This window comes from Arthrobacter sp. TMT4-20, assembly GCF_054510775.1.
This window is the reverse complement of record NZ_JBTNDW010000001.1, coordinates 508342-523047: the sequence shown is the minus strand read 5'-3', so window position 1 is coordinate 523047 and position 14706 is coordinate 508342. Positions and strand designations below refer to the sequence as shown.

The 14706-nt window shown below is 62.0% G+C and carries 16 protein-coding genes; 4 read left to right on the top strand and 12 right to left on the bottom strand.

Annotation, left to right across the window (positions count from 1 at the left end; genetic code table 11):
- Nucleotides 1-33: 33 nt before the first annotated feature.
- The 9 genes from ACX80Z_RS02365 to ACX80Z_RS02325 form a co-directional block, all read right to left on the bottom strand.
- A complete protein-coding gene (locus ACX80Z_RS02365; protein ID WP_459314807.1) occupies nt 34-1242 on the bottom strand; it encodes an AAA family ATPase in 1209 nt (402 codons plus the stop codon).
- Nucleotides 1239-1976, bottom strand: a complete 738-nt coding sequence (gene cpaB, locus ACX80Z_RS02360; RefSeq protein WP_459314806.1) for a Flp pilus assembly protein CpaB — start codon at nt 1974-1976, stop codon at nt 1239-1241. The genes ACX80Z_RS02365 and cpaB overlap by 4 nt, the downstream gene beginning before the upstream one ends.
- Nucleotides 1977-1989: 13 nt before the next feature.
- The gene (locus ACX80Z_RS02355) at nt 1990-2964 is read right to left on the bottom strand and encodes a pilus assembly protein TadG-related protein (protein WP_459314805.1); all 975 of its coding nucleotides are present in this window, start codon (nt 2962-2964) and stop codon (nt 1990-1992) included.
- The gene (locus tag ACX80Z_RS02350) at nt 2952-3326 is read right to left on the bottom strand and encodes a TadE/TadG family type IV pilus assembly protein (RefSeq protein WP_459314803.1); all 375 of its coding nucleotides are present in this window, start codon (nt 3324-3326) and stop codon (nt 2952-2954) included. The genes ACX80Z_RS02355 and ACX80Z_RS02350 overlap by 13 nt, the downstream gene beginning before the upstream one ends.
- Before the next feature lie 98 nt (nt 3327-3424).
- A complete protein-coding gene (locus ACX80Z_RS02345) occupies nt 3425-3628 on the bottom strand; it encodes a Flp family type IVb pilin (RefSeq protein WP_459314802.1) in 204 nt (67 codons plus the stop codon).
- A 193-nt stretch (nt 3629-3821) separates the two neighbouring features.
- Nucleotides 3822-4580, bottom strand: coding sequence for an iron ABC transporter ATP-binding protein (locus tag ACX80Z_RS02340; RefSeq protein ID WP_459314801.1), 759 nt, complete (start codon nt 4578-4580; stop codon nt 3822-3824).
- Nucleotides 4577-5578 carry an iron chelate uptake ABC transporter family permease subunit gene (locus ACX80Z_RS02335; protein WP_459314800.1) on the bottom strand — a complete coding sequence of 334 codons (1002 nt, stop codon included), beginning with the start codon at nt 5576-5578 and terminating at the stop codon, nt 4577-4579. The genes ACX80Z_RS02340 and ACX80Z_RS02335 overlap by 4 nt, the downstream gene beginning before the upstream one ends.
- Nucleotides 5568-6506, bottom strand: coding sequence for an ABC transporter permease (locus ACX80Z_RS02330; protein ID WP_459314799.1), 939 nt, complete (start codon nt 6504-6506; stop codon nt 5568-5570). Before ACX80Z_RS02330 ends, ACX80Z_RS02335 begins: the two co-directional genes overlap by 11 nt.
- 95 nt (nt 6507-6601) lie before the next feature.
- Nucleotides 6602-7570: a siderophore ABC transporter substrate-binding protein gene (locus ACX80Z_RS02325; RefSeq protein ID WP_019481537.1), complete on the bottom strand. Its 969-nt coding sequence runs from the start codon at nt 7568-7570 to the stop codon at nt 6602-6604.
- Between the two features lie 409 nt (nt 7571-7979).
- Between ACX80Z_RS02325 and rplM the strand changes: the two genes are divergently transcribed.
- The 3 genes from rplM (at nt 7980) to glmM (ending at nt 10446) form a co-directional block, all read left to right on the top strand.
- On the top strand, nt 7980-8423 hold the full coding sequence (gene rplM, locus ACX80Z_RS02320) for a 50S ribosomal protein L13 (protein WP_019481538.1): 444 nt from the start codon (nt 7980-7982) through the stop codon (nt 8421-8423).
- A gap of 41 nt (nt 8424-8464) precedes the next feature.
- Nucleotides 8465-8962 (top strand): 30S ribosomal protein S9, encoded by a 498-nt coding sequence (gene rpsI, locus ACX80Z_RS02315; RefSeq protein WP_019481539.1) that lies wholly within the window; start codon nt 8465-8467, stop codon nt 8960-8962.
- A gap of 131 nt (nt 8963-9093) precedes the next feature.
- Nucleotides 9094-10446, top strand: coding sequence for a phosphoglucosamine mutase (gene glmM / locus ACX80Z_RS02310; RefSeq protein WP_459314798.1), 1353 nt, complete (start codon nt 9094-9096; stop codon nt 10444-10446).
- A 36-nt stretch (nt 10447-10482) separates the two neighbouring features.
- On the opposite strand, the gene mscL is transcribed toward glmM, so the two are convergent.
- The 3 genes from mscL to coaA are packed head-to-tail and all read right to left on the bottom strand — an operon-like array spanning nt 10483 to nt 12694.
- Complete coding sequence (mscL, locus tag ACX80Z_RS02305) at nt 10483-10875, bottom strand: large conductance mechanosensitive channel protein MscL (protein WP_459314797.1); 393 nt, start codon at nt 10873-10875, stop codon at nt 10483-10485.
- A 17-nt stretch (nt 10876-10892) separates the two neighbouring features.
- Nucleotides 10893-11714 carry a M15 family metallopeptidase gene (locus ACX80Z_RS02300; RefSeq protein WP_459314796.1) on the bottom strand — a complete coding sequence of 274 codons (822 nt, stop codon included), beginning with the start codon at nt 11712-11714 and terminating at the stop codon, nt 10893-10895.
- Nucleotides 11711-12694: a type I pantothenate kinase gene (gene coaA / locus ACX80Z_RS02295; protein ID WP_019481543.1), complete on the bottom strand. Its 984-nt coding sequence runs from the start codon at nt 12692-12694 to the stop codon at nt 11711-11713. Before coaA ends, ACX80Z_RS02300 begins: the two co-directional genes overlap by 4 nt.
- A 109-nt stretch (nt 12695-12803) precedes the next feature.
- Between coaA and glmS the strand changes: the two genes are divergently transcribed.
- Entirely contained in the window at nt 12804-14702 is a 1899-nt protein-coding gene (gene glmS / locus ACX80Z_RS02290) for a glutamine--fructose-6-phosphate transaminase (isomerizing) (protein WP_459314795.1), read from the top strand.
- Nucleotides 14703-14706: the final 4 nt, after the last annotated feature.

Here is a 14706-nt window from a genome sequence, read left to right as displayed (position 1 = left end):
GGCGGCGTGCGGCTTCCAGCCGCTGTGCGAGATTCACGATTTCCCTCCTCGATGACGGCCCCGACCTTTGGTACTTGTCGGCAAGGGCGGAGCAAAGCGGAGAAGCAGCCTCCGAAGGGCCTTCGACGCAGGATCTCTCTTCTTCCCTTGCAGGAGTGGCAGACCTTGGTTGGTCGAAATCCGTACAGGCCGTGACGAGGGGACGACGATATCTACCTTTGTTCCCAAGGTCGTCTCCACATCGGCCAGCGTCAACCCCTCGCGCAGGTCTGCGCTGTTGAGCACTATGTGTCGGTGAATCGGGGTTAGTCCCAGTTCCCTCAGCACGTCAAGCTCTTTCCGCAGCCCTCGCACGCTCGGAACGTCCATTCCGGTGACGAAGACGTAGTCGGTCGCTTTGTCGAGAGTAGCCAGCGTGTGGTCTGAAAGACCGGGCGAGGTATCAACGATGACATAGCGGTACTGGCTCGCCAGTTGATCAAGGAGGTGTGCCACATCCTCACCGGTAACGTCCTCTGCCGAGTCAGGAAGATCCGGCGCGCAGAGGGCGAAAAGCCCGGTCGGGTGGGCACTGAGAAAAGACTTCAAGACCATGGTGTCGCGTCTGGCCGGTCCATGGACAGCGTCGGTCACTGAATGGTCGGGCGAGATCGACAGGGCACTCGCCACGTCCCCGAATTGTAAATCAAGATCTACCAGCACAGTGGCATGGGGAGCTGTGGCAGCTAACCCAACCGCGAGGTTGCTTGCGACAGTGGTCTTACCGGCCCCACCCTTGGGGGACACCACTGCAATGACCCGCCCGTTTGCGGAACCACCGGTTTCGCTAGAGGACATGCTGGCCGCTCGCCGTCGAATGGCCGCGCTTCGCGTGGCCCGGTGTAGGAGGACGCTCAACTCGGCGACGTCAGCTTCAGGCTCGACCACGTCCCGTATTCCGGCCCGCATGGCGCTGAGCACTACGGCGGGGGTCGGCGTAGTAGCCAAGAGCACGCTGACTTCTGGATGCTGTACTTCAAATTGGTCAGCCAGCACTAGCGCACCGTCGAGCGGGACTCCTGGTCCCAAAATGAGCACGTCCAGGAGGCGGGGATCGGGGAGCTGGTCTACAAGGTCCTGAGAGGTTGCAGGGATCCCTGTGCCGGCCCACGAGTGAATCTCCCCTTCGAGGGCGCCTGACGCGGCTTCCGCCAACCGCCGGTGGAAGTCCGGCGCGGTGGTGACAATAGCGTAGCGGCTCATTCGAACATCTCGTTGCTGGTGATCGGACGCGCACCGTCCTCCGTTGCGGTGCTGGGTTCCTTCGATAGCCAAATAGTTCCGAACTCTTGACCAAACACGATCTTCTCAGCGTCGGGCGCGGTTCGGGCAAGGGTGACGAGAACGCTTCCGGGCGGAACAGGATTGGACTCTTGCGCGCCTAAATCCTCGCTAGGCGCAGCGAGGCCCTGAACGCTGGTCACCAGGACCTTATTAAGCGTCAGATGCGTGGTGGGGGGTGTCTGCCCGGCTGCGTCAGCCAACGAGACAAAGACCCCAACCGTGTCTCCGGCCTGCAGCTGGCCGCCCATGACACGCTGTGGTTCCAGCAGAATAGTGACCTCCTGCATACCTTCGGGTACTTCGATAGGGCTGTCCGGATCGTCTACTGCTGGGTCTACGAATCGCGTACTCAGCACCTGCTCTCCGGCAACCAGCTCCACACTAGTCACCTGTCCAGCCACCTCGGTGAGGCTGGCTATTGAGTCGGCTGGTACCACCTTTGTGGGCACCGCCTCCGCAGAGACGAAGTCGGCGAGACTTTCAGCTACGGTCCCTTCCGGAACCGAGAGACCGTCACGGACCACTAAGACTGTTTGGGTCTCGGCGCCAGCCAATGCGCGTTGCTCGGCTGAGCCTACGTACTGCAGGAGGAGGACAGCCCCAAGCACGGCGAGCAAAACAGCGGTAGTCGCCCCGATAATGCGGCTCTTCACTCTGTATTCGCCTCTAACCTGTTAGTTTCACGACGGTAACGCCGAAGCCATTTGGGGGGCCGATAGCGTAGTCGTCGTTCAAGAGCACCTTATTAACAAACTTGCCAATAAGGCAGATGTCCTTGCCACAGTTCATCCCTGAGTAGTGCGCGGAACGAAACTCCTCAAAAGCTTTGTCGCTGCCACCTTGTTTCCATTTCCAGCCGTACACTTCGAAAGCCGCGAAGCCGGCAAGACCGTACGATTTGCCCTTGTCGTTGACTGAGTCATGGATCGGGAACAACCCGATCGGGAAGGATCCGCTTTTGATGTCGGTGGCCCAGGAAGCGAGAAGATCGTCGCAATTGTTTGGCACGCTGTTTCCGTTGTCGCTATCGACCGATCCGTCGTCGTTGACGGTTGCGCCACACATTCCTGAGTCTTGTTCGAGCTTGCCGAACCCTCCGGGTGGCCCGCCGGGGCAGCCCGGGGTGCCCGAATCTTTCTTTTGGTAGTGAATCATCTCCAGGTCGCCGGTCATCTGAATTTCACATTTTGAGAAGGTCATCGGAAATGGTGCCACATCCACGATGGGGCTTCCCCAGGATGCTTCTGCTGATGCACTGACCGCTGTAGAGTCAATGCCGAGGATTGGAGCAAACCAGTGCTGAATCGCGGCTTCACCGTCCTCAGTGAGTGTACTGGTCTGGACAGTGACGCTGTATTCGCCAGGGGGGGTATCGACCGTTGCAATCGACTTACCGTCGTTGGCGTTGTTCCCGGCAAAGGTATTGGCGGTGGCGGTCGCCTTGGTTAGCCCACAGTCGCCAGCCGCGCAATCCTGAGCCACGGCGAGGGCTGCCGCATCGGCGCCGTTTTGGAGCTGGGCGCGCTCGAAGTACACCATTCCTACATCTACAACTAACGCAGTCATGCCCAGTACCAAAACCATCAGCAGCGCTGTGGTGACGGCGATGGCTCCCGTTGCCTCATCCTTTAACCGCCGCATCGCATGACACTTCTTCCAGTAAGTGGGATCGCATCGACAAAGAGGCCGGCAAGCAGGTCAACCGAGTAGGTGATGGTGACCCTGGTTTCGGTGGAGTCAGTACACGTCGGGTCCACCTTTACCTGCAAGGGCGACAAAGGTGGATTCAGTCCGGGCGCAGATGATATCGCTGTGGACACTGCCACGTCTTCCTTCTTCTCGATGGCCATCACGCGGACCGCCTCTCTAGCGGCGGAGGTTACCTGGAGCTGTGCATTGAGTACTCTGCCAAACTCGATGGTGCCTAGGATGAGCAAAAGGAGGATGGGTAGGATGAGGGCGAATTCGACAGCGACTGCACCACGCTCTTTGTTCCGGCCCATTGGACGCCCTTCCCTGAATTCTTATCCACTGATGCAGTAGCTAAAACACAGTGGCGAGGGCGAAAAACCCCACGCCACTGTGTGAAGGATACTGAGCCCTAGGCGCCTTGAAGTCCTTCGGTGACTTCCTCAAATAGGACGACTAGTTCGTCTCCAAGAAATCCAACGGCCGCGATAATGACGACTGCGATGAGCCCGACCATCAGCGCGTACTCAACGGCGGTGGCGCCGGCCTGTTCGCGGCGAAGGCGTTCGGTGGCTTTGATGCCAAGGACGTGCAGGGTGGCAAAGAGAGAGACCATGTAATGCTCCTGGGAATGAGGTAAACGGTACGCCGGATGAGAACCGACGCTGGATAGAAAGTAGCATTAGCAACTCCTTGAATACGGGTGCTTTTCTTATCCTGCGTAAACCCTGCGCAGAGGCTGTGATTCCGGTCCTAACCCTGCGGGAACTTGGCCGCATCCCGCTGATCTCGGGGGTCGGTGGCTCAGATCAGGTGTAATGCAAACTGATCAGTTTCCCATCGATGCTCTGCACATCGATCGGAGTTTCGTAGATGGCGGAAAGGACCTCGGGCCGCATGATGGTCTCAACCGGGCCCTGGTGGATGATCTTTCCGTCGGCCATCGCGACGATCTCGTCCGAATAGACCGAAGCGAAATTGATGTCATGCATGACCAGAACCACCCGCTTACCCATGTCATCGGCGGCCCGGCGCAGCAGGCGCATGATTTCAACAGCATGCCGAAGATCCAGGTTGTTCAGCGGCTCATCGAGAAGGACATAGTCGGTGTCCTGCGCCAGCACCATCGCGATGAACGCCCGCTGTCGCTGCCCACCCGACAGCTCGTCGAGGAAGCGAAACTGAAGTGCCGTCAGATCGAGGTAACGCAGGGCCTCGTCAATCCGTTTCTTGTCATCGTTGGTGAGTCGCCCCCGGGAGTGTGGGTAGCGTCCGAAAGCCACGAGTTCGCCCACCGTCAGGCGTGCAGTGAGGTGGTTGTCCTGATGCAGCATGGCAATCTTCTTCGCTAGGACCCTGCCCGACGTCGTCCTGATGTCCAGCCCATCAATTTCGACAGTGCCATGATCCATCGACAACAGACGTCCAACGATCGAGAGCAGCGTCGACTTGCCGGCGCCGTTGGGGCCAATGATTGACGTGACCCCAATCCGACCGAGGTCCAGATCGACGCCGTCGACCACTGCCTGCGAGCCGTAGCTTTTTGTTACCCCTCGTAACGTGATCATCGGGGTCCCTTCCTGATCAGGAGAATGACGAACAAAATTCCGCCAGCAAACTCGATGATGATGCCCAGTGCCGTATTGAAGCCGAAGACCTGCTCGAGAATGAGCTGACCACCAACGAGAGCAATGATGCCCAGCAGGACCGTTCCGGGCAGCACCACGCGGTGCCGGTTGGTTCCGGTAAGCGCATACGCGAGGTTTGCGACAATCAGCCCAAAGAAGGTGATCGGCCCGACCAGTGCGGTGGACACTGAAACCAGGACGGCGATTAGGACCAATACGGTCATCACGGTCCGTCGGTGGTTGACGCCCAAACCTATCGAGTGGTTCTCGCCCAGCGCCAGGACGTCGAAGACTGGGAGCAGCCGGACTCCGACCAACAGGCAGATCAGAACCGCTACCGCGGAGATGACAATGAGCTCCTCGTTCACCGCGTTGAAGCTTGCGAAAAACGAGTCCTGCAGCACGGCGAAGGCTGCGGGGTCGAGCATCCGCTGGATGAATCCGGAGATGCTTCGGAAGAGCACCCCGAGGATGATCCCAACCAGGATCATCAGATGCAGGCTGCGCCGTGCCCCGAAGAACAGCCAGCGAAAGAGGAGGGTAGAGAACAGGACCATCGCGCCCACCTCCACGACCCACTTCAGCCGGTCATCGATTGTTGCGAGGGTCAGGGCACCGAAGCTGAAGACTATCAACGTCTGGATCAGTACATAGAGCGCATCGAAGCCCATGATGGACGGGGTCAGGATCCGGTTGTTGGTGACGGTCTGGAAGAGGACAGTTGAGACGCCGACGGCGATGGCCACGAGCGTCATGGCTGCGACTTTTCGCGCGCGGAACGGCACTGCAAAATCCCAGCTGCCAACGATTCCCACGGTGAGGAAGCAGACGATGCACCCGAGGGCCAGCAGACTCAGGACCACGAGCACTGCGGTGGGTCGGTTGGGCCGCCAACTCCCGGGCGCTCGCGGAGGCGAAGCTACCGATTTAGTGGACACGGCCAGGGCTCCTCAAAAGCAGGTAAAGGAAGATTGCAGCCCCCACCACGCCGACGACGACGCCCAGCGGTATCTCGTAAGGGAAACGCACCAGGCGACCGATCATGTCGCAGACAAGGACAAACCCGGCGCCCAGGACCGCGACCCAGGGCATCGAGTTCCTGACGTTGTCTCCCATCATCAGACTAACGACGTTGGGTACTACCAGCCCCAGAAACGGAATGACGCCGGCCGTCACGACGACGACGGCGCTGACGACCGACACGATCACCAGACCAAAGATCAGCAGGCGCCCGTAATTGAGTCCAGCGTTGTTAGTGAACTGCTGTCCCAACCCCGCGACGGTGAATCGGTTGGCTGCGAGGTAGGCAATGACCGTCATGGCGAAGGCAACCCAGAGGAGCTCGTACCGGCCCCTGAGGATTCCCGAGAAATCACCGGTCATCCACACGCCGAGGGTCTGCAGCAGGTCAAGGCGGTAGGCATAGAAGGTGGTCACCGCACCGATGATGCCGCCCAGCATGATGCCAACCAGGGGAACCAGCACGATCGACCGGACCGGGATGCGCCGCAGGATCAACAGGAAAAGGGATGTTCCGGCAAGGGCGAAGAGTGCGGCCACCAGCATTTTCCCCATCAGGGAAACCTCTGGAAGGAAGACTGTTGCGACCAGCAATCCCAGGGCAGCTGATTCAGCAGTGCCGGTGGTACTGGGCTCGACGAACTTATTGCGCACCAGCATCTGCATGATGAGACCGACCACCGACATGGAAATGCCGGTCAGTACCAGCGCGATGGTCCGCGGCACCCGGCTGGCGAGGAGCAGGAAGGCCGCCTCGCTATCGGCCCCACCCCGTAGCAGGCTCGCCGGGGTGACGTTGCTGACGCCGATGAAGGTGCTGCCGATCGCCAGCGCCACTACGGCCACCCCGGCGAGGGGCAGCAGTAGTGGCGCTGGACCGCGGCGGCGGACCGTGGGAGCGGCCGGGGCAATGCTGGAGGTGCGCAGGGCCTGGGGGCCGATTACGACAGCCCGTCGATGACGGAATCGACCATGTCGTTCACCGCGGTGAGACCGCTCATGACGATGTACCAGGGCACCGGATCGAGATACACCACCTGGTCTTCACTCCACGCGGTGCTTTTGGCAACTACCTCGTTGTCGAGGACTTCCTGGGCGTTGGCGCTACCGGACTCGCCGACCGCTGCATCACGGTCGATGACGAAGAGCCAGTCCGGGTTGGTTTCGAGCAGGAATTCGTTGGATACCGGATCCCCGTGGGTTTCCGCCTCGACGTCGGCCACTGCTGGTTCCAGGCCAAGCTCATCGTGCAGCCAGCCGAACCGGGACCCCGGCCCATAGGCGGTAATCTCGCCGGCGCTCGTCATGACGATCAGGCCGGTTCCGGCGTCCCCTGCCACGGACTGCGCCTCGTCGATCTTCGCTGAGACCTCCTCCAGAGCGGCATCAGTCTCGGCCGTCTTGTCGAAGACCTCGCCGAGCGTCTCCACGTTCTGGGTGAAGCTTCCGAGATAGTCTTCCCAGTCCAGGGTCAGGTCGATGGTCGGGGCAATCTTGCTCAGCTCGGCGTACGCCTCTGAGGACCGGTTGGCGACGATGATAAGGTCCGGTTCGGCAGCATTGACCGCCTCGTAGTCCGGCTCGAAGAGGGTTCCCATATTCTGGTAGTCAGCACTGGAGTACTTCTCGAGGTAATCCGGCAGGTTTTCCTGCGGGAGTCCGGCGACAGGCACCCCGAGGGTGTCCAGTGTGTCGAGCGAAGCCATGTCGAAGGTGACGACGGTTTCGGGAACGCCCTCCAGGACGGTCTCGCCCTGGGCATGTTCAATCGTGAGCTCAGTGGCAGCTGACTCCGACGTTTCGCTGGTCGCGTCGGTGCTGCTGGCTGCTGTCCCGCACCCCGCAAGGACGAGCGCCGTCGTAATGACGGCCGCGGGAAGGGCAACGGTCCGGCCCATGATGTTCTTCACCTGGAAACTCCAATCGACATGTGTGTTCGCGGCACTTCCTGCCGGAACAATTAGGAAAGGCTAACCTAACCTTAAGTTTCCGGTTTCGGCAAAATCCCCGGATCCACGCCTTCACCAGGGCAGCCTCCCGCCGTCGAGATAAGCCAGCGCGGGGCTCGCTTTGACCTGGGGCATAGCTTCGCGCTAGTCTTGGTAGTCGTTGTGCGTATCCCACCTCGATACGTCCATGTCCGCGTGGCGACTCGGTTGCAGAGTCACCTGGCCCGCGGATATGGCCGAGATAACCGGGATCACTGGCTTTCAGCCCTCACCTGAAGTTCCGGTAGCGCATGCATAAGCTGAGCTTTCGCGCGGGGATTCAAGTCCCGGTTGCGAAGGCGTCACCGAACAAGAAACGAAGGCAAAAACCGTGCGTACGTACACCCCGAAGCCAGGCGACATCAACCGCCAGTGGCACGTCATTGACGCCACCGACGTTGTCCTAGGCCGACTTGCCAGCCAGACCGCAACACTGCTGCGCGGAAAGCACAAGCCGACCTTTGCACCCCATATGGATATGGGCGATTTCGTCATCATCATCAACGCCGAGAAGGTAGCCCTCACCGGTGCCAAGCTCGAGCAGAAGCGTGCATACCGCCACTCCGGGTTCCCGGGTGGCCTCTCGTCGGTCAACTACGCAGAGCTGCTGGAACAGAATCCAGTCCGCGCTGTGGAGAAGGCTATCCGAGGCATGCTTCCCAAGACTTCCCTGGCTGCTCAGCAGATCGGGAAACTGAAGGTCTACCGCGGTGCTGAGCACCCACACGCTGCCCAGCAGCCGAAGACCTTCGAAATTACCCAGGTCGCCCAGTAGTCCTGGCCACCACACACTAAGAAATTAATTCAAGGAGAACCGTGGCTCAGAACACTGAAGAGCTGAATGAACCAACTGAGGAGCTCACGAGCTATACCTCAGAATCCGGCGAGACCACCGAGGCTGTAGCCAAGGAACGTCCCGCATTGACTGTTGGCGGCGGAGCCGTTGGTCGTCGCAAGGAAGCAGTTGCACGGGTCCGGCTCGTACCGGGTACCGGCAAGTGGATTGTCAACGGCCGCGAACTGGCCGATTACTTCCCAAACAAGCTGCACCAGCAGGAAGTCAACGATCCGTTCAAGATCCTTGACCTCCTTGGCTCCTACGACGTCGTAGCCCGCATCCACGGTGGTGGCCCATCCGGCCAGGCCGGTGCGCTGCGCCTCGGCGTCGCCCGTTCCCTGAACGAGATTGACCGCGAGAACAACCGTGCCATCCTCAAGAAGGCTGGCTTCCTGACCCGTGACGCACGAGTGATCGAGCGTAAGAAGGCTGGTCTGAAGAAGGCTCGCAAGGCGCCTCAGTACTCCAAGCGCTAGCCAACCACGTGGACCGGCGCGCTTCCACTTCGGATGCCCGGCCTTCAGTGGTCCTAACGCCCGTCCGGTTACCGGACGGGCGTTAGGCGTTTAAGATAGGGATCGATTCCCCTGAACTAGGATGTACACCGATGAGTAGATTATTTGGGACCGACGGCGTCCGCGGACTGGCAAACGACCTGATCACCCCGGAGCTGGCAATGCAGCTGGCTCAGGCGGCTGCAGTGGTGTTGGGCCACCGCAAGACCGAGGGTAGACGGCCGACAGCAGTGATCGCGCGGGACCCCCGCATCAGCGGTGACTTCATTGCTGCGGCGGTGGAAGCCGGTCTGGCCGGTGCTGGGGTTGACGTGTACGACGCCGGAATCCTCCCCACTCCCGCTGCAGCATTCCTGGTCGCCGATCTGGACGCCGATTTTGGGGTCATGATCTCGGCTTCACACAACGCGGCGCCCGATAACGGCATCAAGTTCCTGGCCCGCGGCGGGAAAAAGCTCGACGACCAGATTGAAGATGCCATCGAGCTGGAGCTGACCCGGCCCGCGCTGCGGCCCACCGGAGGGGACGTCGGGCGGATCCAGCGGTTCGCCGACGCCGAAGATCGCTACGTGGTCCACCTCCTGCAGACCCTCCCCAACCGCCTTCAGGGCGTGAAGGTGGTGCTGGACTGCGCCCATGGCGCTGCCAGTGGCTGCTCCCCGCAGGTCTTCGCCGACGCCGGCGCCGAAATTGTGGTGATCGGTGCCGATCCTGACGGGATCAACATCAACGACGGCTACGGCTCGACCCATCTCGGTCCCCTGCAGGCTGCGGTGCTGGAGCATGGTGCTGATCTGGGGATCGCCCACGACGGCGACGCCGATCGCTGCCTCGCCGTCGACCATGAAGGAACAATCGTCGACGGCGACCAGATTATGGCGATCATGGCTGTAGCAATGAAGGCGGCCGGCACGCTCAAGGACAACACGCTGGTAGCAACCGTGATGAGCAACCTTGGCCTGAAGCTCGCCCTCCGCGATGCGGGGATCAGTCTCAGGGAAACCGGTGTGGGTGACAGGTACGTGCTCGAGGGCATGCGTGACGGCGGGTACAGCCTGGGCGGCGAACAGTCGGGTCACGTGATCTTCGCGCAGTACGCCACCACGGGCGACGGCGTCCTGACCGGCCTCCAGCTCGCCGCTCAGGTGGCGCGTACCGGGCGGTCGCTCAAGGAACTGTCCCAGATCATGAACAAGCTCCCTCAGGTGCTGATCAACGTCAAGGGTGTGGACAAGGCAGCGGTGACCACCAACGAGCATGTCCAGCAGGCAGTGCTCGAGGCGCAGGACGCGCTGGGGGAGACCGGCCGGGTGCTGCTTCGTCCCTCCGGGACCGAGCCGGTGGTCCGGGTCATGGTGGAAGCCGCCGACATGGAGACAGCGCAGCGCACCGCGGACCGTCTCGCCGAGACGGTGCAGCGTCGGCTGGCCCTCACTCCGGCGTAGTCAAGAGTTTCCCGGCCCGCCCTGCTCAGGGGCGGGCTAGCGGCGAGCGGCGAGGCTGTCCCTGATCTCGGTGAGCAGCTCGATCTGGGGATCCACGGCGGGTTCCTGCTCGACGATGCCGAGGTGCCGGTTGCGTCGTTCAATTACCTTGTTCATTGGAAGCACAACGACGAAGTAGATCGCCGCTGCTACCAGCAGGAAGTTGACGACCGCGGTCAGCAGGACCCCGAACAGAATGTCGTTCCCGTTGATCGTGACTTTCGCGAAGTCGTCGAAGTTCGGGGATCCCACTAGCGCCGAGACCAGCGGCATGAACACCGAATCGACCAGCGCTTTGACAACGGCGCCGAACGCCGTACCCAGAACCACTGCGACCGCAAGGTCGATGACGTTGCCCTTCATGATGAAGGTCTTGAATCCGTTTAGCATTCGTCTAGGATATCGGCTTAGCCGTAGTCGGGCGCATCGGGCAGCCCGAAGAACTCCTCCAGGGTTTCCACTCCGTCAGCCCTCATGGCCGCAGAAGTGTCTGTCCCGACGAAACGGTAATGCCAGGATTCTGCGAGGAACCCGGTGGTTTCCTGCCGGCCCTCCGGGTATCTGAGGATGAACCCGAACTCGTGGGCGTTATCCGCTGCCCAGCCTGCTGCCGTCGTGTCGCTGAAGCAGGACCGGAGGGTGCAGGCGCCGTCGTCCTGACCGATATCGAAGGCGAGCCCGGTCTGGTGCTCCGAGAAGCCCGGTCGGGCCGAATAGTTATCCGCGTCTTCGGGGCTGCCGTTGCGGCTCACCCAGTAGTCGTAGGTAGCGGCCTGCACGGCATAGGAGCGGTAGCCGCTGACCAGGGTGAGCCAGACGTCGTCGTCGGCGGCCGCGGCGAACATCTCCTCCACGGCCTCGGCCACATCAGGGCGCAGCGTTGCATTGACGCGGTCCGTCGCGAGGGGCACCTCGGGGAGGACCAGGTCCGATGGGGCGTAGTCGATCGGGTCGAGCGGCCGCCGTTTGTTGACGACGACGGTGGCAGCCGAGGGATCGGCGTAGGCGTCCGTCGCCGAGCTGGCAGGGACCGGGCCAGCAGTGGCAGTGGCGGTGGCCGCTGACGACGGCGACCGTTGGGCGGGTGCGGGGATCTCCCCGATGGCAAGGCCTGGGAGGTCCGATGCCGTGGGGTCCGGATCGGGTGTTCCGCAGCCGGAGACGGCAGCAGCCAGGATCGCAGCCGTCACCAATAGCGGCTGGGCGGGCCACCGACGCATCCCGGTCATGTCTTCCGGAGCAGCATTCGCCGCACTGAGTGGTCGGCTTCCTTGGTCAGCACCAGCTGCGCCCGGCCCCGGGTGGGCAGCACATTGGCCATCAGGTTGGGCTCGTTGATCCGTTTCCAGATGCCGAGCGCTGTCTCGCGGGCCTCGTCATCGGTCAACGACGCATACCGGTGGAAATAGGACTGGGGGTTGGCGAACGCACCGGAGCGCAGCGACTGGAACCGCTGGACGTACCACTGCTCAATGTAGGAGGTTTTGGCGTCCACATAAATGGAGAAGTCGAAGAAGTCGCTCAGGGCCAGGCCGGACCGCCCATCGGCGCGGGTCCTGGCTGGCGCGAGCACGTTGAGGCCCTCAACAATGAGGACGTCGGGACGCCTCACCACCACTTCACGGTCAGGCACGATGTTGTAGGTCAGGTGGGAGTACCACGGAGCGCGCACCTCATCGGCGCCGCTCTTGACCTCGCTGACAAACCTCAGCAGGCGTCGTCGATCGTAGGATTCGGGGAAGCCCTTGCGCTGCATCAGGCCGCGGCGTTCCAGCTCATCATTCGGGTACAGGAACCCGTCGGTGGTGACCAGCTCCACGTTGGGGGTGTCCGGCCAGCGGCTCAACAGCTCGCGCAGCACGCGGGCGGTCGTCGATTTTCCGACGGCCACCGAACCGGCGACCCCGATGACGAAAGGGGTGCGGGTGCGCTGTTCGCCCAGGAACGTCGTGGTTGCGGCATGTAACTCGCCCGCGGCAGCCACGTAAAGGGATAGGAGCCGCGAAAGGGGAAGGTAGACCTCACGCACCTCGTCGAGGTTGAGCTCGTCGCCCAACCCCCGCAGCCGAAGAATGTCCTCAAGATCGAGGGGGGAGCTGATCTCATTTGAGAGCCGGGCCCAGGTCTGGCGGTCCAGCTCAACGAAGGGTGTGAAGTTGCTCTCCGCACCATTGCCCGCGGTCACCCCGGGATTTGTCTCATTCACCATCTGAATTGTGCCTGTTGGCGGCCCCAGATGCGAACCTCACCGGGTCGCGCCGCTCCCGCGGAGCGGCGGCCTGCGTCTGAACGCCCGGGCTGACGGTACTCTTAAGCCCATGTGTGGAATCGTAGGCTACGTAGGCCGATCAACAGTGTCCCCAGACGGTACAACGGGAACCCATGGCGCGCTCGACGTCGTCATGGAGGGTTTGCGGCGCCTCGAGTATCGCGGCTACGACTCGGCCGGAGTGGCAGTATTGACCCCCAACGGCATCGAGTCGCGGAAGAAGTCAGGCAAGCTCAGCAACCTGGTGGCCGAACTTGAGGCCCGCCCGCTGACCGCGTCCCTGACCGGTATCGGCCACACCCGTTGGGCGACCCACGGCGCACCCAATGACACCAACGCGCACCCCCACCTCGCTGACAACGGCCGGCTGGCCGTCATTCACAACGGCATCATCGAGAACTTCGCCGAACTCAAGGCAGCACTGCTTGAGCAGGGCGAAACCTTCCTCTCCGAAACGGACACCGAGGTGGCGGCAGCCCTGCTCGGCAGCATCTACCGGGAGCTGTCGGCCGCCGGCGACCCTGATCCGCTCCCCAATGCCATGCGCAAAGCCAGCCAGCAGCTGGAAGGCGCCTTCACCCTCCTCGCCGTGCACCAGGACTCACCGGGTATCGTCGTCGCGGCCCGCCGCAACTCGCCCCTCGTCGTCGGTCTCGGCGACGGCGAGAATTTCCTCGGCTCCGATGTGTCGGGCTTCATTGACTTCACCCGCCGCGCCGTTGAGCTGGGCCAGGATCAGGTAGTCACCATCACCCCCGACGACGTCGTCATCACCGACTTCTTCGGCGCCCCGGCCGAGGGCAAGGAATTCCACGTGGACTGGGACGCGGCAGCCGCGGAAAAGGGCGGCTACCCCTCCTTCATGGAGAAGGAAATCAATGACCAGCCCGACGCCGTCGCGCAGACCCTCCTGGGCCGCTCCGACGCGAAGGGCAAGCTGATCCTCGATGAACTGCGGATCGACGAGACCATCCTGCGCTCCGTGGACAAGATCGTTGTCCTCGCATGCGGTACGTCGGCCTACGCCGGGCAGGTGGCCAAGTACGCCATCGAGCACTGGTGCCGTATCCCCACTGAAGTGGAACTCTCCCACGAGTTCAGGTACCGCGATCCGATCGTCAACGAGAAGACACTCGTCGTCGCCATCTCCCAGTCCGGTGAAACCATGGACACTCTGATGGCGGTGCGTTACGCCCGCGAACAGGGCGCCAAGGTGGTGGCGATCTGCAACACCAACGGATCCACCATTCCGCGTGAGTCAGACGCCGTGCTGTACACCCACGCCGGCCCGGAAATCGCCGTCGCCTCGACGAAGGCGTTCCTCGCCCAGATCACCGCCGCCTACCTGCTGGGTCTGTACCTGGCGCAACTGCGCGGCAACAAGTTCGGCGACGAGATCGCGGACGTCCTCGCCGATCTCGCCGAAATGCCAGCGAAGATCCAGAGCATCCTGGACAACGCCGACAAGGTCAAGAAGCTTGCCCGCGACATGTCCAACGCCAAGTCGGTGCTCTTCCTGGGCCGGCACGTCGGATTCCCCGTGGCGATGGAGGGTGCCTTGAAGCTCAAGGAACTCGCCTACATCCACGCCGAAGGGTTCGCCGCCGGTGAGCTGAAGCACGGTCCCATCGCGTTGATCGAAGATGGGCAGCCGGTGGTCGTCGTGGTGCCGTCACCGAACGGCAGGGACTCCCTGCACGCCAAGGTGGTCTCCAACATCCAGGAGATTCGCGCCCGCGGCGCAGTCACCATTGTGATCGCGGAGGAAGGCGACACCTCGGTGCAAGCCTACGCCGAACACGTGTTCTACGTACCCAAGACTCCTACCCTGCTGGCGCCGCTGCTCACCACCGTGCCGCTGCAGATCTTCGCCTGCGAGCTGGCGTCCGCCAAGGGGTACGACGTCGACCAGCCCCGCAATCTGGCCAAGTCAGTCACGGTTGAGTAATAAC

Coding starts and splice junctions, on each gene's coding strand:
- glmS (WP_459314795.1), top strand. CDS start 12,804: ATGTGTGGAATCGTAGGCTACGTAGGCCGATCAACAGTGTCCCCAGAC.
- coaA (WP_019481543.1), bottom strand. CDS start 12,694: ATGGTGAATGAGACAAATCCCGGGGTGACCGCGGGCAATGGTGCGGAG.
- ACX80Z_RS02365 (WP_459314807.1), bottom strand. CDS start 1,242: ATGAGCCGCTACGCTATTGTCACCACCGCGCCGGACTTCCACCGGCGG.
- ACX80Z_RS02340 (WP_459314801.1), bottom strand. CDS start 4,580: ATGATCACGTTACGAGGGGTAACAAAAAGCTACGGCTCGCAGGCAGTG.
- glmM (WP_459314798.1), top strand. CDS start 9,094: ATGAGTAGATTATTTGGGACCGACGGCGTCCGCGGACTGGCAAACGAC.
- ACX80Z_RS02355 (WP_459314805.1), bottom strand. CDS start 2,964: ATGCGGCGGTTAAAGGATGAGGCAACGGGAGCCATCGCCGTCACCACA.
- ACX80Z_RS02345 (WP_459314802.1), bottom strand. CDS start 3,628: ATGGTCTCTCTCTTTGCCACCCTGCACGTCCTTGGCATCAAAGCCACC.
- ACX80Z_RS02300 (WP_459314796.1), bottom strand. CDS start 11,714: ATGACCGGGATGCGTCGGTGGCCCGCCCAGCCGCTATTGGTGACGGCT.
- ACX80Z_RS02350 (WP_459314803.1), bottom strand. CDS start 3,326: ATGGGCCGGAACAAAGAGCGTGGTGCAGTCGCTGTCGAATTCGCCCTC.
- mscL (WP_459314797.1), bottom strand. CDS start 10,875: ATGCTAAACGGATTCAAGACCTTCATCATGAAGGGCAACGTCATCGAC.